General features: G+C 44.3%; 13 protein-coding genes. 3 read left to right on the forward strand and 10 right to left on the reverse strand.

The window, feature by feature from the left end:
* Positions 1-4 precede the first annotated feature (4 nt).
* The 8 genes from NG798_RS01600 to hypD form a co-directional block, all read right to left on the reverse strand.
* Positions 5-1,429: a Ni/Fe hydrogenase subunit alpha gene (locus NG798_RS01600; RefSeq protein WP_261220043.1), complete on the reverse strand. Its 1,425-nt coding sequence runs from the start codon at positions 1,427-1,429 to the stop codon at positions 5-7.
* Positions 1,430-1,480: 51 nt separating this feature from the next.
* Positions 1,481-1,999: a thermonuclease family protein gene (locus NG798_RS01605; protein WP_261220044.1), complete on the reverse strand. Its 519-nt coding sequence runs from the start codon at positions 1,997-1,999 to the stop codon at positions 1,481-1,483.
* A gap of 109 nt (positions 2,000-2,108) precedes the next feature.
* The gene (locus NG798_RS01610) at positions 2,109-2,657 is read right to left on the reverse strand and encodes an oxidoreductase (protein ID WP_261220045.1); all 549 of its coding nucleotides are present in this window, start codon (positions 2,655-2,657) and stop codon (positions 2,109-2,111) included.
* Positions 2,658-2,762: 105 nt separating this feature from the next.
* Positions 2,763-3,479 (reverse strand): bidirectional hydrogenase complex protein HoxU, encoded by a 717-nt coding sequence (gene hoxU, locus NG798_RS01615; protein WP_261220046.1) that lies wholly within the window; start codon positions 3,477-3,479, stop codon positions 2,763-2,765.
* Between the two features lie 33 nt (positions 3,480-3,512).
* Positions 3,513-5,156 carry a NuoF family protein gene (locus NG798_RS01620; protein ID WP_261220047.1) on the reverse strand — a complete coding sequence of 548 codons (1,644 nt, stop codon included), beginning with the start codon at positions 5,154-5,156 and terminating at the stop codon, positions 3,513-3,515.
* 62 nt (positions 5,157-5,218) lie between these two features.
* Positions 5,219-5,773, reverse strand: coding sequence for a bidirectional hydrogenase complex protein HoxE (gene hoxE / locus NG798_RS01625; RefSeq protein WP_261220048.1), 555 nt, complete (start codon positions 5,771-5,773; stop codon positions 5,219-5,221).
* Between the two features lie 525 nt (positions 5,774-6,298).
* On the reverse strand, positions 6,299-7,357 hold the full coding sequence (gene hypE / locus NG798_RS01630) for a hydrogenase expression/formation protein HypE (protein WP_261220049.1): 1,059 nt from the start codon (positions 7,355-7,357) through the stop codon (positions 6,299-6,301).
* 22 nt (positions 7,358-7,379) lie between these two features.
* Positions 7,380-8,480, reverse strand: a complete 1,101-nt coding sequence (gene hypD, locus NG798_RS01635; RefSeq protein ID WP_261220050.1) for a hydrogenase formation protein HypD — start codon at positions 8,478-8,480, stop codon at positions 7,380-7,382.
* A gap of 352 nt (positions 8,481-8,832) precedes the next feature.
* Between hypD and pflB the strand changes: the two genes are divergently transcribed.
* From pflB to adhE, 3 genes are all read left to right on the forward strand, one after another.
* Positions 8,833-11,061, forward strand: a complete 2,229-nt coding sequence (gene pflB / locus NG798_RS01640) for a formate C-acetyltransferase (RefSeq protein ID WP_261220051.1) — start codon at positions 8,833-8,835, stop codon at positions 11,059-11,061.
* 113 nt (positions 11,062-11,174) lie between these two features.
* Positions 11,175-11,903: a pyruvate formate-lyase-activating protein gene (gene pflA, locus NG798_RS01645; protein WP_261220052.1), complete on the forward strand. Its 729-nt coding sequence runs from the start codon at positions 11,175-11,177 to the stop codon at positions 11,901-11,903.
* Between the two features lie 344 nt (positions 11,904-12,247).
* Entirely contained in the window at positions 12,248-14,932 is a 2,685-nt protein-coding gene (adhE, locus tag NG798_RS01650) for a bifunctional acetaldehyde-CoA/alcohol dehydrogenase (protein ID WP_261220053.1), read from the forward strand.
* 119 nt (positions 14,933-15,051) lie between these two features.
* Here the strand turns inward: adhE and NG798_RS01655 are convergent, their stop codons facing one another.
* Both NG798_RS01655 and NG798_RS01660 read right to left on the reverse strand, forming a co-directional pair.
* The gene (locus NG798_RS01655; protein WP_261220054.1) at positions 15,052-15,240 is read right to left on the reverse strand and encodes a 2-oxoisovalerate dehydrogenase; all 189 of its coding nucleotides are present in this window, start codon (positions 15,238-15,240) and stop codon (positions 15,052-15,054) included.
* A gap of 154 nt (positions 15,241-15,394) precedes the next feature.
* Entirely contained in the window at positions 15,395-20,380 is a 4,986-nt protein-coding gene (locus NG798_RS01660; protein ID WP_261220055.1) for an ATP-binding protein, read from the reverse strand.
* Positions 20,381-20,397 lie beyond the last annotated feature (17 nt).

A 20,397-nucleotide genomic window follows, 5' to 3' on the forward strand; every position in this document is an offset into this window, starting at 1 on the left:
TGTTTTATTCACGAGAAATGCGATTGATAATCGTGCCGTCTGGGGCTATTAATTCGAGTTCTAAGGGCATTTGTCCTGCCGCGTGGGTGGAACAGCTTAAGCATGGATCAAAGGCGCGTATTCCTGCTTCGACTCGGTTTAATAATCCTTCGGCGATTTCGTTGCCATGAATGTAATGTTGGGCTATTTGGGTGACGGTTTTATTCATGGCTAAGTTATTTTGGCCGGTGGCAATAATTAAGTTGACTTTTTTAATTATGCCGTTGTCATCGACGTTGTAATGATGGAATAATGTACCGCGTGGTGCTTCGGAAACTCCAATACCTTCGAGTTGGTTGATACCGGCCTCTGAACGCACTCTTGCTGAGACTACATCGGGGTCATTAACTAATTGTTCGATGAATTCTATACCGGCCAAAATTTCGATTAACCGCGCATAATGATAGTAGAAGGAAGATGTGGCTATTCCACCGGCCCGTTGACGGAATTCTTCTAGTTCTTTATCTGCTGCCGGTACGCCAATTTTTGAGCAAATATTTAACCTTGCTAGGGGCCCAACTCGATAAATTCCATCGGGATATCCAAGGGGTTTATAGTAGGGAAATTTCAGATATGACCAGGCTTCCACTGCTTCGCCTAAATACTCTTGATAGTCATCTTCTGATAAATGATCTGCTACTATTTTTCCTTCACTATCTACAAAGCGAATATGTCCATCGTAGTGTTCCCAGTCGCCTTTTTTGGTGACTAATCCCATGAATAAGGAGGGGAATTTTCCAAAGGCTTCGACTTCGGTTGTAAAACGCTCTAAGAGTTGTTTAAAAAGCGTTAAAGCTGTGTCAATTGTTTGTCGAGATTCGGGGAGGCGTTCGCGTATCCATGTGCGTCCTTCTTCGCTTAAAGGTGAACGTACACCACCGGGAACTGCCCAGGCTGGATGTATTCTTTTTGCCCCTAATAATTCGATGATTTTTTGCCCAAATTGACGTAGACGAATTCCGCTTCTTGCTAAGTCTGGATCAGCAGCTATTAATCCGAAAACATTTCGTTTTGCGGGGTCGCTATCCCAGCCTAATAAAAAGTCGGGACTACTGAGGTGAAAAAAGCTTAGGGAGTGGGATTGAATGATTTGTGCTAAGTTCATCATTCGCCGCAATTTTTCACCGGCTGGGGGGATTTTTACGGCTAGAATTTTGTCGCCGGTTTTGGCTGAGGCGAGCAGGTGGGAAACTGGACAAATGCCGCATATTCTGGCGGTAATTCCTGCCATTTCTGGGAAGGGCCGGCCTTCACAAAATTTCTCGAACCCACGAAATTCTACTACATGAAATCGGGCATTTTCTACTTCTCCAGCATCGTCTAAAAAGATGGAGATTTTCGCGTGTCCTTCAATGCGAGTTACGGGGTCTATAACAACTGTTTTCGCCATAATATTTACTCTCTTATTTGGTAGTTTGTTTTTTCTGATTTGTCATTTTTTTTAGCCGCCGCAGGGTTTGGCTTTTGCCCAGGGTTGCTGCCGGTTCCACACTCCTAAACCTTCTTCACGGGCTGCTTTTTGAGCGCTTAAGTAGGAGTTCAGAGAGCCGCTACAATTGGTGAGATACTTGCAGAATAAAATTGCTTGTCCTTCCCTTACCAATTGGATATTTACTGATTTTCCGTCTGCAAATATTTCTCCAACTAAACGCTCTTGAGCATTGGTGCCTGTGTCTCTGACTGTAATAGTTTTTCCTGCCGGTAATAAGGCTTGCAAACGGGCTTTTGATTGTTCAAAAAAAGGCGCTTCGCTTGCTTCGGGGGTGTCAATACAGCTTAGTTGAATTCGGCAGGCTTCGGAGTTTCCTGGTAAAGGCAACCGGCATCCAGCCATTTTCACATCTACTGTATCGCCATCCACAACTTTAATCACGGTTGCTTGTTGTTGGGAGGCAAGGGATGTTTTTGCCGACAATTGTATGGCTATTCCCCCCATCAGCAAGACCAACAGTAAGTTCATCAGTAATTTGAAAAGCTTAATTTTTGGTCTTTTCTTCATTATAAAATTCCTCGGTTTTTTTTGCTGGGTTGATAGGGGGAAATTTTGCCCTTTGCTCGGCTAATTTAATTTAGCCAAATTTTATCATGTCTCGCCCTTCCATGACCGGCTCTTCTCCTCGGAAAAATGGTTCAATGGAGGCTTTAATTCTGTCCCAGGATGGCGGACACCCAGGCATAAAAATATCGACTTCTACTACTTCATGGACAGGGCGAACGCGGTCTAGTAATTCGGGGACGATGCCGGGAAAATGGGGTAATTGTTGATTAACGTCTCCGAGTTCTAGGTAACACCGGCGCAGGACTGGATCAGAACCTTTGATCATGTTTCTCATGGCGGGAACGTTGCCGGTGACTGCACAATCTCCAAAAGAAATTAAAATTTTTGTGCGTTCTCTGACTTTGTGAATTAGTTCTAGGTTTTCTTCGTTGGCAATGGAACCTTCTACTAAACAAACATCTACGCTTTCGGGGTAGTCTTTGATGTCTGAACCTACTGGGCTGTAAACTACATCGACGTTTTGAGCGAGGTCAAATAGCCATTCGTCTAAGTCTAAAAAGCTCATGTGGCATCCTGAACAGCCGGCTAGCCAAACGGTGGCAAATTTTATTTTTTCCATGATTTTTTTCGGGTTTTTTGGGGATTTTTTAACCGCAGATGTGGCAGGCAAGATGCCTGCCCCACAAATGAATGGGATGGGTTTATTTGGGGGTGGGGTTTGGGTTTAGCGTGTCCATTCTTTGTTTTCTCTTGCATCGACAAGAAATTGCAATTTTGCACGGTCACGGGTCATTTCTGAAACGGTGGAACCTTTGCGGAATATTGAGCCGGTTGGGCAGGCTTCTACACATTTTCCGCAGCTTGTACAGGCATCTACGTTTCCCCAGGGTTGGTTTAATCCTGTTATTACTTTTGCTGCGGCTCCGCGATAGGCAACATCCCACACATGGGCGCCTTCTATTTCGTCACAAACTCGCACGCAACGGGTACATAAAATACACCGGTTATGGTCGATTCCAAAACGTTCGTGAGTGACGTCTATTTCGCGTTCTGGGAAGCGATAGGGGAAGCGCGAATGATCCATGCCGGTTTCGATTGCTAGGTCTTGTAATTCGCAGTTTCCATTGGCTACGCAAACGGCACAAACATGATTTCCTTCGGCAAATAACATTTCGATTATCATTCGCCGATATTCGTTTATTTGGTCGTTGTGGGTGGTTATTTCCATTCCTTCGGCAACTTGGGTCACGCAGGATGGTAAAAGCCGGTTTGTGCCTTTTATTTCTACTAAGCAAAGTCGGCAGGCTCCAACATCGGAAACTCCGTCTAAATGGCACAAGGTTGGTATGCGTATTCCTGCTTCTTTTGCTGCGTTTAAAATTGTTGAGCCTTCCTCTATTGCCAGGTCAACGCCGTTAATTTTTAAGGTGACGACTGACATATTTTTCCTCTTTGGTTTGTTGGTTGTTTGTGTTTAGTTATGGGCTGTTGCCGGTTGTTGGTGTTGTGGTGGTTTTTTGCCGTTTTGATTGCTTTCAATTAAGCCTAAATATTCGTCACGGAAATAGTGCAATGTACTTAAAACTGGGTTTGGTGCTGATTGTCCTAAACCACACAAACTTGTTGCTTTTACCATTTGGCAAAGTTGTTCCAGTTTTTCGAGGTCTTTGAGGGTGGCTTGTTTGTTGATAATTTTGGTTAATGCCTGATACATTTGCACTGTGCCGGCGCGACAAGGTACACATTTTCCGCAGGTTTCTCCTCGGCAAAATTCCATGTAAAATTGGGCGACTCCTACCATGCTTGTGCCTTTATCCATGACAACCATGCCCCCAGATCCCATCATTGAACCCAGTTTAATTAAGGAGTCATAATCAACTGGTGTATCCAGTAATGATGCAGGAATACAACCTCCTGATGGGCCGCCGGTTTGGATGGCTTTTACTTCTCCATCGGGTACTCCTCCGCCCATTTCTTCGACGATTTCTCGGAGGGTTATTCCCATTGGAACTTCTATTAATCCGTTGTTACGAATTTTGCCGGTGAGGGCGAATATTTTTGTGCCTTTGCTTTTTTCTGTGCCGATGTTTGCATACCATTCTGCACCCTCACGAATGATGGCGGAAATGTTAGCAAATGTTTCGACGTTGTTAATTAGTGTTGGGCAGCCCCATAATCCTGATTGAGCAGGGTAGGGTGGTCGGGGTCTGGGGTTGCCTCGTCCGCCTTCTATGGAACTAATAAGGGCTGTTTCTTCACCGCAAACAAAAGCACCTGCACCGATGCGAATGTTAATTTTAAAGTCGAAGGGTGAGTCAAAAATTTGACTCCCTAAAATGCCAAGTTTTTTGGCTTGTTTGATTGCCATTTCTAGCCGGTCTATGGCTAGGGGATATTCGGCGCGGACATATATAAAACCTTCGCTGGCTCCTACGGCATAACCGGCAATAGCCATGCCTTCTAAGACTCGGTGCGGGTCGCTTTCGAGGACTGAGCGATCCATAAAAGCCCCTGGGTCGCCTTCATCTGCATTGCATATAATATATTTTTGTTTGGGCGGCATTTTGGCGACTGTTGCCCATTTCAGGCCGGTGGGATATCCGCCGCCTCCTCGTCCTCTTAAACCGCTTTTTGTGATTTCTTCTACAACTTCGGCGGATGTCATGTCGTGAATGACTTTGTAAAGCGATTCATAACCACCGGCTGCTATATATTCTTCGATTTTTTCGGGGTCTATTTTGCCGCTGGTTTCGCGGACTATTCTCATTTGTTTGGCAAAAAATGGGTGGTTTAAATCTCCTTCTGCTGCGGTGGCTGTTGTGCCGTTATTGATGGCGTTGATGATGCTGGCGGCATCGTCTGGGGTGACTTCTTCGTAAAGTTTATTTTTGGCTTCGATTTGGACTAAGGGCCCTTTTCCACAAAATCCCATGCACCCGACTCCTACGACTTGTATTTGGTCGCTGAGTCCGTTTTGTTTGACGCTGTTTTCTAAGTTTTTCTTGAGGGTTAATGAGTTGGCTGCTTGGCAGCCGGTGGAGGTGCAACAATGCACTCGAATCGGTTTTTGGCTCCGGTGTTCTTTTGCGCCAATTTCATGCAATTCTTGTAAGTCCATAGATTTTTTCCTTTGTCCGTTTCCAGTTGTTTAAATTAGTAAAATTGATAAAAAACAAGGATTTACGGAGTATTATTGTTGAACCAAGGTTTGACTTTTTCAATGGCTTCCGATGCGCTAACTTTTCCGGCGACGGTTCCATCAAAAACTACTGCCGGTGCAATGCCACAAGCACCAATACAACGGGCTGTCATTATTGATAATTGCCCGTCTTCTGTGGTTTCGCCTTGATGAATGCCGGTGTGTTTTTCAAGTTCGGCTAATACTTCTCCACTGCCTTTTACATAACAGGCGGTTCCTAAGCACACAACGCAGGTATGGGCGCCATTTGGTTTGAGGGAAAAGAGGTGATAAAATGTAGCGACTCCATACACTTTACTGAGGGGAAGTTTGAGTCCGCGTGCAATGTAGAGGAGTACGTCTTCTTCTAAAAAACCAAAGGATTCTTGGGCTTTGTGTAATACTTCGATGAGGGCGTCTTGCCGGTATTGGTTTCGCTTCATTGTCATGTCTAATACTTTGAAGCGTTTATCGCCGCTGGGATGTCCTTTTTCTGCTTTTTTTGCAGGTTCTTTTGGCTTTTCTGCAACTTTGGGCGGTTCGGAGGAAGTTTGCATGGTTTCAGTCCTACCTTTCGGTTATTGCTGAGTTTTATCTTCACTGCCAGCCAAATTATCTGATTCTCCCTTAAGCCATTTTACCCATTGTTAAAAATCGCTTAATCTTTGCTAAACTTAACCCGATTTTATAGGGCGTAGCCGGGATTTATCTTGGTTCGGCTATGTTAAATTATGCTCTCTTCTTGAGCTTTTCTATCGTTCTTAATCTTAATTTTAGCTTATTTTTTGTTTGAGATATCGATTACAAGGCCGACTTTACAAAACTACTAAAACAACTAAAAGATTGCTTAATTTCAGGGAAGGAGCAAGCTGAAAAAAATTGCCAATTTCTGTATTTTATGATGTTATTTAAGCTGGTAATTTTAAAGAAATTATTATATTTTTTGATTTTGAAGGCAAAGCCAGATATGATATCGCTCTGCATCCATAGAGGTAAGATGCAGCTTATGTTGCCTGCACCACTGGGCATTAGCCGGACAATTATTGATGTGTAATTTTTCGCTTCAGGCCGCTTCGCCAGTCTCAGCAAATGCGGGGGAGTTGTTCACCGGCCAACATATCTACAATGCGACCGGCCCCAATAATACTTTGCATGGTGACGGTGCCGTTGCCTGTGCCTGTGACTGTGCCAATAATTTGTGCGTTTGTTCCCAGAGGATGTGCTTGCATTAAATTTAATGTTTGTTCTGCTTTTTCCGGCGGCACAAAGGCAACAAACCGGCCTTCATTAGCAACATAAAGCGGATCAAAGCCTAAAATTTCACAGGCACCGCGCACGTCTTCTCTAACAGGAATGGCGTTTTCTTTGATAGAAATATTTACTTTTGCATCGCTGGCAATTTCGTTGAGGGCACTTGCTAAACCGCCGCGTGTTAAATCTCGCAAACAATGTATTTCTACACCGGCCTCTAATAAGTTTAATACCAAATCAGCCACCGGCGCGGAATCACTTTCAATGGTGGTTTCAAATTCTAATCCTTCTCGCACTGCCATAATAGCGATGCCATGCCGGCCAATATCACCATTTACTATTAAGATATCTCCGGGTTTGACGCTTTGGGGAGCAATTATTTGGTTGTGTTCAATAATTCCGACGCCGGCAGTGTTAATAAAAATGCCATCTCCTTTGCCTTTATCTACTACTTTTGTGTCGCCGGTAACGATTTTTACTTTGGCTTTTTCGGCTGCTTGTTTCATCGAATTTATGATCCGCCATAATGTTTCTATCGGCAAGCCTTCTTCTAAGATAAAACCGGCACTTAAATAAAGCGGACGTGCGCCACTCATTGCTAAATCATTCACGGTGCCATGTATTGCCAAGGAACCAATGTCTCCACCAGGAAAAAATAAGGGATTAATCACATAGGAATCTGTGGTAAAGGCGATTTTGCCGGTGGGTAGGTTTAAGGTGGCGCTATCGTGGGGAGAATTGCCAGAATTAAAGGCCGGCAAAAACATTTTTTCAATTAACTGCCTCATTAATTTACCCCCCCCACCATGTGCCAGCAAAATTTGGGGATATTGTTGAATAGGCAGCGGGCAATTGAGGCTAAATTCTTGGTTATTATGTGTTACTGTCATGGCATTTTAAAACTTTTCTAAGTCATACCATTAAAACTGTTTGTTGTCGATAGCGGTAATAAGCTGCACAAGCACCTTCCGAAGAAACCATAGGCGCACCGAGGGGATGTTCTGGGGTGCATTTTGTGCCAAAAGCAGGGCATTCATGGGGTTTTTTTACACCCTGCATAATGGCTCCGCTGATACATTCTGAGGACTCTTGACTCTGAATATGAAATAGGTTAAACCGGCTTGTGGCATCAAATTGAGCATATTTTTCGCGTAAACCTAAGCCGCTTTCGTCTATTTCTCCTATGCCTCGCCACTGACGCGGGACAATTTTAAAGACTTCTTGAATCAGGTTTTGTGCGGTTTGATTTCCCTGCCGGCGGACAGATCGGGCATACTGATTTTCAACTTCGGCGCGGTTTTCTTCTAATTGTTTTATACACAAATATATTCCTTGCAAAATATCCACCGGCTCAAAACCAGTTACAACTATAGGAATGTGATATTTTGCAGCGATGGGTTCATATTCTGTGTAACCCATAACAGTGCAAACATGACCGGCTGCTAAAAATCCTTGAACGCGACTTTGAGGAGATGATAAAAGGGCTTTCATGGCCGGTGGTACCAACACATGAGACACTAACATTGAGAAATTTTTAAGGTTTTGTTGGTGTGCTTGATAAACAGCCATTGCCGTTGCCGGTGCGGTTGTTTCAAAACCAACGCCAAAAAATACCACTTCTTTATCGGAGTTTTCTTTAGCAATTTTTAGACAATCTGTGGGCGAATAAACAATCCGAACATCACCGCCATTTGCTTTAACACTCAGTAAATCTTTTTCGGTGCCGGGGACACGCAACATATCGCCAAACGAACAAAAAATCACTTCCGAATTAGCGGCCACTTCTATTGCTTGATCAATTAAAGAAATCGGTGTCACGCAAACAGGACAACCAGGGCCATGTATTAACGTAATTTTATTTGGTAAGAGCTCATCAATGCCATATTTGACGATAGAATGTGTTTGTCCGCCGCAGATTTCCATTATTGTCCAAGGGCGGGTTGTTAAGTCTGCAATCGCACGGGCATAATCTTGAGCAGTGTCTGCGTCGCGGTACTCATCAATAAATTTCATAATTCTTCGCAGTGAAACGAAAGCTTTTAATAAATGTCATCAAAAATACATTCTCTTTGGCTCTAAATTATACCACAAAATTTTGTCGCTGGATGCAATTTAATTTTTTATTCTTTTCCGCCAAAAAGCCGGGCCAAACAAAGGTTTTTCGGTACTTAAGCAACTTTTTGATTGTTTATAGTTGGGTCTCTGCGACGGTTAAACTTGATTTGAGGCATTAATTGTAAAGTTTTGTAACAAAAGTAGAAAATAGTCAGAGATGAACGCCCAGTAAGCGGTTTAATTCGGTAACATAGAAATTGCAGGGGAAAAAGATAGCCCCCAACAACGAAGAAAGGGTAAACAACCAATCATGTTGGAGCAATATAAAGATTTTGTTTCCGGTAAATGGATGAAAGAAATTGATGTTCGTGACTTCATCCAAAAAAATTACACCCCCTACACAGGCGATGAATTATTTTTAGCAGAGCCCACCGAGCGCACTAAATTATTGTGGGATAAAGTAAGCTTTTTGATGAAACTTGAGCGGGAAAAAGGCGTATTAGATACAGATACAAAAGTACCCTCAACAATTACCTCCCACGCAGCCGGTTACATTGCCGAAGAATTAGAACAAATTGTGGGTTTACAAACCGACAAACCGCTCAAACGAGGCATCATGCCTTATGGCGGAATTCGTGTGGTGAAAGCAGGTTTGGAAGCTTACGGATATCAACTTGATCCGCAAACCGAAGAAATCTTTACCAAATACCGCAAAACGCACAATGACGGCGTATTTGATGGCTACACCCGCGAGATGAAAAAAGCACGGCACTCAGGCATTATCACCGGCCTGCCAGATGCCTATGGACGGGGTAGAATTATTGGCGATTATCGCCGCGTCGCATTGTATGGCGTTGATCGTTTACTTGAAGACAAAAAACAACAACTTGAATCACTGGAACTCGACTGCATGGACGAGTACACGATTCAATGTCGAGAAGAAATTTCCGACCAAATAAAAGCGCTGAAAGAACTTAAACAAATGGCGGCGAGTTACGGTTTTGATATTAGCAAACCGGCCACCACTGCCAAAGAAGCTGTCCAGTGGACATATTTTGCTTATTTAGCAGCAGTAAAAGAGCAAAACGGCGCTGCAATGTCATTAGGTCGCGTCTCAACATTCCTCGATATTTATATCGAACGCGACATTAAAAATGGCACCCTCACAGAAAGTGAAGCGCAAGAACTAATCGACCATTTTGTAATGAAATTACGCATGGTACGATTCTTGCGGACACCCGACTATAACCAACTGTTCTCTGGCGATCCCACATGGGTAACAGAATGTGTGGGAGGCATGAGTTTAGATGGTCGGACGTTGGTGAGTAAAACCAATTTCCGCATTTTACACACCCTTTATAACTTAGGGCCGGCACCTGAACCAAACTTAACAGTTTTGTGGTCAGAAAACTTGCCCGAAAACTTCAAGCATTATTGCGCTAAAGTTTCGACGGATACCAGTTCAATTCAGTACGAAAACGACGACTTAATGCGGCGTTATTATGGCGATGATTATGGCATTGCCTGCTGTGTTTCCGCGATGAAAATTGGCAAACAAATGCAGTTTTTTGGAGCACGAGCAAATTTAGCCAAAGCCTTACTTTATGCCATCAATGGCGGCAAAGATGAAAAAGCCGGGGATCAAGTCGGGCCTGCCTTTGAGCCGGTGACTTCCGAATATTTAGATTATGAAGAAGTCAAGGCAAAATTTGACCGCTTGACCGAGTGGTTAGCAAGACTGTATGTGAATACGTTAAACGTCATTCACTATATGCACGATAAATACTGCTATGAACGCCTAGAAGCTGCCTTGCATGACCGCGATATTTTGCGGACAATGGCTTGTGGCATAGCGGGTTTATCAGTGGTAGCCGATGCTTTTTCAGCCATGAAGTATGCGAAAGTCAAAGTCATCCGTAATGAAAGCGGTTTAGCCGTCGATTACGAAGTTGAAGGCGATTTTCCCAAATACGGAAATAACGATGATCGCGTAGATACTATTGCAGCGGATATTGTCAAAGATTTTATGACACAACTCCGCAAGCAAAAAACCTATCGCAACGCCATTCCAACCCAATCAGTTTTGACAATTACTTCAAACGTTGTGTATGGCAAAAAAACCGGCAGTACCCCCGATGGACGCAAAGCCGGTGTACCGTTTGCCCCTGGTGCCAACCCCATGCACGGACGCGATACCAAAGGAGCAATTGCAGCCTTAGAATCAGTCGCCAAAATTCCTTACGATCACGCACAAGATGGAATTTCTTACACCTTCTCCATAGTGCCGAATGCGTTAGGAAAAACCGCCAAGGATAAATACAATAACCTGGCCGGTATGATCGATGGCTATTTCCATAATGGCGGCCACCACGTTAACATTAACGTTTTCAATCGTGAGACGTTAGTTGAGGCAATGGATCACCCAGAAAAATACCCCCAATTAACCATTCGGGTATCGGGATATGCGGTTAACTTCATCAAATTAACGCGAGAACAACAACTCGACGTTATTAGCCGAACCTTCCACGAAAAATTCTAATTTAACCGCAGATGAACGCAGATGAACGCAGATAAAAATTGCTCAACATCTGCGTTTATCTGTGGAGCAGGCATCTTGCCTGCTATATATCTGCGGTTACAAAAAAAAACCCTATGATCACCGGCAAAATTCACTCAATAGAAACCTGCGGAACAGTAGACGGCCCTGGCATCAGATTTGTAATATTTACTCAAGGCTGTCCATTACGCTGTCTTTACTGCCATAATCCTGATTGCAGAACTATTCAAGACGGCACAACCAAAACCGTTGATGAACTAATCGAAGAAATCCAAAAATATCGCTCGTATATGCGATTTTCTGGCGGCGGAGTCACCGTCACCGGCGGCGAACCCTTGATGCAGCCAGAATTTGTCAGAGAAATTTTTAAACGCTGCCAAGAATTAGGAATTCATACTGCCCTTGATACCTCTGGTTATGCCGATTTAGAAAGTGCAAAGCCGGTGGTTGAGTATGCCAATTTAGTGCTACTCGATATCAAATCTTATGATCCCCAAACTTACTTTAACGTCACTCATGTTTCCTTGGAACCGACTTTAAATTTTGCCAAGTATTTGCACGAAATAAACAAACCTACTTGGATTCGTTTTGTCTTGGTTCCTAACCTCACCGACGACTCAAAAAATGTCGAAGGATTGGCAGACTTTGTGGCCGATTTAAAGAATGTTGAAAAAGTAGAAGTTTTGCCTTTTCATAAAATGGGCGAATATAAATGGCAGCAAATGGGTTTTGAGTATCAACTGAAAAATACCCAGCCGCCTAGCCCAGAATTAGTCCAAAAAACCGTAGATATTTTTAAACATCACGGCCTTAAAGTTCAGTAAGCTTAAGGGACGGTTTTCCTTACCGCTTCTTCAGGGAAAACCGATATTTTTGGCCCTGCAAAAATTCTCTCCTCAAGCCAAAATAAAAACAGGGGAAAAAAATAAGACAACCGCAACACACCGCACCCCAGTGTTAAACTTTGCAATAAAAGTTAAACTTGTTACAAAAAGCAACAACAGCCAAAAAACCTGTGCTAGACTAGAATAAGGGAAACATCCTCAGCAATTTTAAATCTCCATCCCCAAGCAAAAATCATCAAAACAACTTTGCTTTTCAAAAGCGGTCAATTGCAACAGAATCAAGCAATCTGACTGACCCAGAAAAAAACCGTTAGGGAGTTATTATGTCAGTTACGAACATCCAAGAACTTGAAGAACTGATTGCCAAAGTCAAAGCAGCCCAAGCAAAATATGCCACCTACTCACAAGAACAGGTGGATCAAATTTTCAAAAAAGCCGCACTTGCGGCTAACGCAGTTCGCATTCCTCTTGCTAAAATGGCCGTTGCAGAAACCGGCATGGGAATCATCGAAGACAAGGTGATTAAAAATCACTTTGCTTCCGAAATTATTTACAACAAATACAAAGCCGAAAAAACCTGCGGCATCATCGAAGAAGATAAAACCTTTGGCTATCAAAAAATAGCTGAGCCTGTGGGAATATTGGCAGGTATTGTTCCTACCACAAACCCAACTTCAACGGCAATCTTCAAAGCTTTGATTGCCCTCAAAACCCGCAACGCTATTATCTTTTCGCCCCACCCCCGCGCCAAAGGAGCAACTATTGAAGCTGCACGAATTGTTTTAAAAGCTGCCGTAGAAGCCGGTGCGCCTGAACATATTATCGGCTGGATAGATGACCCAACCGTGCCACTTTCGCAAGCTTTAATGCAGCATCCAGATGTTAAATTAATTCTGGCAACCGGCGGGCCGGCAATGGTAAAAGCTGCCTATTCTTCAGGACATCCCTCGTTAGGTGTGGGTGCAGGAAATACACCCGCTGTGATTGATTCTACTGCTCATATTAAAATGGCAGTCAGTTCAATTTTGCTCAGCAAAACCTTTGATAACGGCATGATTTGCGCTTCCGAGCAATCGGTAATTGTGGTAGATGATAAGTACGAAGAAGTAAGACAAGAATTCACTGAACGCGGCGCTTATTTTCTCAATGCTGAAGAACGGGAAAAACTTGCTAAAACCATCATTGTTAATGGTCGCCTGAATGCCGAAATTGTCGGTCAACCGGCACAAAAAATTGCTCAACTGGCCGGCATAGACGTCCCAGAAAGTGCCAAAGTTTTGATTGGTGAAGTCGGAGAAATTGGCGATAGAGAGCCGTTTTCTTTTGAAAAATTATCACCGATTTTGGCAATGTACCGCGCCACAAACTTTGAGGATGCAGTAGCCAAAGCGAAATCTTTGGTAAACTTTGGCGGACACGGACATACCTCCGTATTGTACACAGCACCGGCCAACCAACAACATATCAAATATTTTGAAAATACCATTGAAACGGCTCGCGTGTTAATTAACACCCCCGCTTCACAAGGTGCAATTGGCGATTTGTATAACTTCCGTCTTGATCCTTCTCTAACATTAGGATGCGGAACTTGGGGCGGTAACTCAGTTTCAGAAAACGTGGGCCCCCAACACTTATTAAACGTTAAAACTGTCACGGAACGCCGCGAAAATATGCTGTGGTTCCGCGTTCCGCCAAAAGTGTATTTCAAAGCCGGTTCTTTGCCCGTAGCATTGCGAGAATTAGCCGGCAAAAAACGCGCCTTTATTGTCACAGACAAACCGCTTTTTGATATGGGAGTAACCCAAGAAGTTGAAAACCTTTTAGACGAAATTGGCGTAAAATCGCAAGTCTTTTTTGACGTCGAACCAGATCCCTCGTTAACAACAGTTAACAAAGGTTTGGCAGAAATGAACATCTTTAACCCCGATGTTATTATCGCCATTGGTGGCGGTTCGCCAATGGATGCAGCAAAAGTAATGTGGTTAATGTATGAACATCCAGACATTGAATTTGAAGGCTTAGCAACGCGGTTTATGGATATCCGTAAACGAGTTTATGAATTGCCGGCATTAGGCACAAAAGCTTTAATGATTTCAATTCCTACAACTTCGGGAACCGGTTCAGAAGTCACACCGTTTGCAGTTGTCACCGATGATCGCACCGGCATTAAATATCCCCTCGCCGACTATGCCTTAACGCCTAATATGGCAATTGTTGACCCGCAATTGGTAATGAATATGCCAAAACGGTTAACAGCTTACGGCGGAATTGATGCCTTAACTCATGCTTTAGAAGCCTATGTCTCTGTGTATGCCTCAGAATTTACCAATGGCTTAGCATTAGAGTCAATTCGCTTGCTATTTAAATATTTGCCAAGTGCCTATAAAAACGGCGCAAATGATGCAAAAGCCCGCGAAAAAGTGCATTATGCCGCAACAATGGCAGGGATGGCATTTGCTAATGCTTTCTTGGGAGTTTGTCACTCGCTGGCGCACAAATTGGGTTCTACATTCCATGTGCCGCACGGTTTAGCAAATGCGCTGATGATTTCTCATGTCATCCGCTATAACGCAACCGATATGCCGTTTAAGCAAGCGATTTTCCCGCAGTACAAATATCCTAATGCCAAATGGCGTTATGCACAGATTGCTGATTATTTGCGCTTAGGTGGCAATTCCGAAGATGAGAAAATTGAGAAGCTGATTGAAGCAATCGAAAATCTCAAGCAAGCTTTGGATATTCCGCTAACTTTGAAAGAAGCTTTGACAGAAGAAGATCAAGCTTTCTACGAACAAGTTGAAGATATGGCGGATCAGGCGTTTGATGATCAATGCACCGGCGCCAACCCTCGTTATCCATTGATTCGGGATCTCAAAGAATTGTACATTTTGGCTTATCGTGGTTGTCGCATTGATTCCAAATTGTACAATGATGTAGCCAATCAGCATGAAGTGTTAAAAGGTGAAGATTCAGCCACCCCAGATGCAGAATTAGTAACTGCTGGCTAAACCTTAGAATCGGTTTACCTTGCATGAAACCTCTATAAAACAAAGCTCGCACCTTGCGGGCTTTTTTTGTGGTTTTTATTGGTATTTTTATAGGCGGGTATCGTTTACGGTATTGGTACTTACCGCAATAATTGAAGTCGGATAGTTTGGGGTGCTTTTCCTTCTTCAAAATGGCACATTACAGCATCCCGAATTTGATCATGCAATTCTGCTCTATTTTCAGCTTCAGTAAAAATAGAAACTCCAACGGCGCGAGCATTGAACCCTCCCTCTGGAGATTCTTCTATGAGAAAAGTGATTTCTCTCATATTTGATGATTCAGGTTTGTTTAGTATTTTATCATTTGTTTGTGGTGGCCGGTGGTAGGTTTGAGAAACCGGCTTTCTGCGATAATTTTTGCATCCCCGCAGAGATATTAAAAAGAAACCCAGTTTCTTTAAATTTTGATTTGTTCACCGGCTTTCAATTATTACCGCCTAAATTCACAAAACTGGCAATCATTTCAACCAGCATTTCCGGCTCCACCGGCTTAGAAATATGCCCAACAAAACCAGCAGAAAACGCCTGTTGCCGGTCAATTTCCCCAGCATAAGCAGTCAAAGCAATCGCCGGCAAACTTTTACCCACACCAGCCAAAAACTTGCCAACCTCACGAACCAACATATAACCATCCATATCCGGCATACCAATATCACTCAACAAAATATCCGGCAACTCTTTCTTAATCACCAAAATAGCCTTTTCCGCTGAAGCAACCGCAGTCACCACCCCACCAAACTGCTCCAAAACAAACGCCAAAAAATCAAGAGTATCAGCATCATCATCAACAACCAAAATCCGCACACCAGAAAGCGACAAAGCCGGCGAATCTAAATTCAAAAAATCATCAGCCGCTGTATCCCCATCCTCCTTAAGCACCGGCAACATCACCGTAAAAGTCGAACCCATTCCCACACCCAAACTCTCAGCCTGCACCATACCTCCATGCAACTCAACCAAATGACGAACAATAGCCAAACCCAAACCCAAACCCCCAAAAGTCCGAGTCGTCGAACCATCAGCCTGACGGAAATATTCAAAAACAAAAGGCAAAAAATCAGGCTCAATTCCCCTACCCGTATCACTCACCTCAATTTGAATATATGAATCCAAATTCCTCAAACAAACGCTAATCCTCCCACCTTCAGGAGTAAACTTAACAGCATTACTAAGCAAATTCCAAAAAACCTGCTGAAGACGAGCCGGATCACCCAAAACCGCACCAACCCCCCAATCAAAAACACTTTCAACACAAAGTGACTTTGCCTCCAACCCCAACCGCACCGTTTCCAAAGCCGCCTCAATAACCCCTCGCAGATCAACCCGAACCTTATGCAAACTCAGCTTACCTTGCAAAATCCGCGACACATCCAACAAATCCTCAATCAACTGAGTTTGTAACTTAGCATTTCGCTCAATCGTCTCCACCGCCAGCCGCGTTTTCGCCGCATCCAACCGGCCAGTCAGCAGCATTTTTGCCCAACCCAAAATCGGATTCAGCGGAGTACGCAACTCGTGAGACAACACCGCCAAAAACTCATCCTTAATTCGATTAGCCTGTTCCGCTTGCTCCCGCGCCAACTGCTCCCGCGCCAGCAATTGTGAGCGCTCCACCTCCGCGAGCTTACGCTCAGTCACATCGTGAGCCACCCCATAAAGCACATTTCGCTCTGGCACCGGCACCACATTCCAACTAATCCAACGATAAGAACCATCACGACAGAGATAGCGATTTTCAAAAGCAATCGTCGCAATACCCTGCGCTAAATTTTCCCCCACAGCCATTGTCGCCGCCCGATCATCAGGATGCACAAAATCAATATAAGGACGCGCCATCAACTCAGCCACAGAAAAACCCAAAGTCCGCTCCCAAGAAGGATTAAGCTGAATAAAATAACCCTCAAAATTGGCAATCGCCAACATATCAACAGCCAAAGCAAAAAACCGTTCGGTTTGATCTCGTAACTCATTGCGCTCAGCTTCCAGCAACTTAATCTCAGTCAAATTTAAAATAAACGCAATAATTTCCTGATTACTATTGTAAGGTTCTTGCAACATAGCCGCCCCAACCAAAATCGGTACTGGGGTGCCATTTTTATGCAAATAAACTTTTTCATAAGGCGTACAAACCCCCTGAGTAGCCATCTCCTCTATCGCCTTCTGATCTAAACTTGCAAACCCCGCAGGGGTGAGCCCGTCCCACCTCAAGAAACCACGCCCAACTTCTTCAGAAGAATAACCCAACATCTTTAAAACATAATCATTCGCATAGTGAAGCCCACCCTGAGAATCCCCAAACACCACCCCAAAAACATTAGACTCCACCAAACGCCGGAAACGACGCTCACTTTCTCGGAAGCCAAATTCAGCCTGCTTGCGTTCCGACACATCAATTGTCACGCCTATCAACTTTTGCACATTTCCTTGGGCATCAAACACCGGCTCGCCCCGTTCTTCCAGCCAAACCGTAGCACCATTATCAGGGCGAGTAACGCGAAACTCCGAAAAATAACCAGTCTTAGTCACCAAAGCATTTTGCAGCGCCGCACTGTGACGAGCCTTATCTTCAGCCTGAACAAGAGCTAAACCCTCTTCAACCGATTGAACAGGACTTATACCGTAGATGTTGGCAAAATTTGAACTGGTAATAAGAGTATTCGTATGAGGATTCCATTCCCACGCAATCATTTTCGCTGCCACCAAAGCCAACTGCAAGCGCTCCTCACTTTCTTGCAATGCTGCTTCCGCATTTTTGCGAGCCGTAATATCCGTTACAAACACAGAAACGCCATTATTTTCTAACGGATAAACCCGATTTTCATACCAGCAATTCCAGCCCGCATAAAAATACTCAAACTGCACCGATTTTTGAAGCTCCACCGCTCGATGATACTCCCGATAAAGCACAGTATCCACCAAATCAGGAAACACCTCCCAAAAAACCCGACCTAGAACTTCTTCTCTTGGCAAATGAGTAATATGAGAACTGCGCTCATTGACATACACATAACGCCACTCAGCATCAAACACAAAAAACCCATCATTAATACTTCTCAAAACCTCCTCTAGGTTCTCCTTCGCCTCTTCAGCCTCCAAACGCAAAACTTGCTCACGTTGCGTTGCCTCTCGACGGATTCGGGCTATCTTCAAAGTTGATTCCACACGCGCCAACAACTCCCGCGCCGAAAAAGGCTTAATCAAATAATCATCCGCACCGGCTTCTAAACCTTCCACCCTCGCCTCCTCACCCGCCCGCGCCGACAGCAAAATTATCGGCAAATTCTGCGTTGCTGGATTAGCCCGAAGCCGGGAGAGCAAACCGAAACCATCCAAATTCGGCATCATTATATCTGTCAAAACCAAATCAGGCATTTGCTGCTCAATTACCGCCAATGCTGCCATCCCATCCCTCACCGCCGTTACCTCATAATGCTGAGCTAACAACCGCTTGACATAATCACGCATATCTGCATTATCATCCGCCAGCAAAATCCTCTGCCGTCCTGACGGGCCAATCAACTCATCCCTAGAAGCGGAAACCGGCACAATTTCGGTTTGCCCCAACTCCCGCACCCTCTTCTCCTCTGGCAGCCAGCGCACAGCCTCCTCAATATAGGCAGAAGCATTAACGGCAGTAGAACTAAGGCTGCGGGTTGCTTGAATTTGATGCGCCGGCAAATGAGCACAACCCGTAGGAATAGAAATTTTAAAAGTCGTACCGGCATCCACCACACTACTAACTTCAATACTCCCGCCGTGTAGCTTCACCAATTCTTGCACCAAAGACAAACCAATTCCTGAGCCTTCAAAAGTTCTCCCCTGCGCCCCTGGTACGCGGTGGAAACGCTCAAACAAATGGGGAATTTGTTCAGGAGGAATGCCGGTGCCGGTGTCTTGAACAGTAAAATTTACGCGGTCATTATCATATTTTATTGCTACGCGGATCTCTCCACAAAAAGTAAATTTAAAAGCATTTGAGAGCAGATTAAAAACTATTTTTTCCCACATAACTCGGTCAACATAAATGCTTTCTGGCAGAGGCGAACAATCCACCACCAAACGCATCCCCGCTTTTTCAATAGCCGAACGAAACACACTAGCCAATTCTGCGGTAAACGCCGATAAATCCGTAGGTTCGTAACTCGCCTGAATCCGACCGGCCTCTATGCGTGAAAAATCCAGCAAACTGTTAACCAGTTTCAGCAAACGCAAACTATTCCTTTGCACCGTTTCTAGCTGTTCGCGTTCTGCCGGTTGTAAACGATCTGCCAAACTTTGCAAAGAATCTTCTAGGGGCCCCAACATTAACGTCAAGGGGGTGCGAAATTCGTGGCTGACATTCGAGAAAAATGCTGTTTTTGCTCGATCAAGTTCTGCTAAAGCTTCGGCTCGCTTGCGCTCTTCTTCATAAGCTTGAGCATTACCAATACTAGCGGCAATTTGAGCGGCGACTAAAGTGATAAAACCTTGATAATTGTCATCAAAAAGCCGGTAAGGATTCAAACCGGCCACTAAAATTCCTGCTTTGCCGGTTTGGCCCGAAGCAGCCAGCGGCACCGCAACTGCTTGATGAGGAGGACTTGACCAAGCGCCGGTGGGTAGCTTTTCAAATAATGCCGGTAAATTTTCAACCACACAAGGTTTCTGAGTTTGAATTACTTCCGCAAACGGCCAAATTGAATTACTGTCAAGAGCGGCTGTTTGGGGGACGGCTGGATGATTTCGGTCAATTCCGCAGGTGCCGGCCAAAAAAAGGCTATCGTGCACAGAATCAACCAGATATATCATTGCAAAGGGCAAATCTAATGGATTTGTTTCCAGACATTTTGCACTTAAACTGCAAGCATCGTCAAAAGTTCGAGCATCGGCTGTATTGGCTGCCAATTCCCGCAACAAAGCTAATTGACGTTCACCGATGATCCGCTGCGTATCTTCGCTATTCGCGCAAATAATCCCGCCGGTGCCGCCTTCGTCATCAGGTACAGGGCTATAAGAAAATGTGTAATAAGTTTCTTCTGGGTAGCCGTTGCGCTCCATAATTAACAACAAGGCTTCGTCATAAGTACCCTCATTGTTGAGCATTGCCTGATCAGCACGGGGCCCGACTTGATCCCAAATTTCGGCCCAAACTACAGATGCCGGTTGGCCAAGAGCTTGTGGATGTTTGCCCCCCAGCACAGATCGGTAAGCGTCGTTATAAATATTAATAAGTTGTTCTCCCCACCAGACAAACATCGGCTGTCTGCAAGTGAGGGTAATTCTCACACAGGTTTTGAGACTTTGCGACCAATTCTCAACAGGGCCAAGAGGTGTTTGAGACCAGTCGAGTGAGCGCATCATTGCTGCGGTTTCGGTGTTGCCTGCAAACAGGCTTTCGATAGTTGTTGCTGTTTGCTGTTTATTTGCCACAATTTTTCTTAGCTTTC

Source organism: Ancylothrix sp. D3o, from assembly GCF_025370775.1.
Classification (GTDB): Bacteria; Cyanobacteriota; Cyanobacteriia; order Cyanobacteriales; family Oscillatoriaceae; genus Ancylothrix.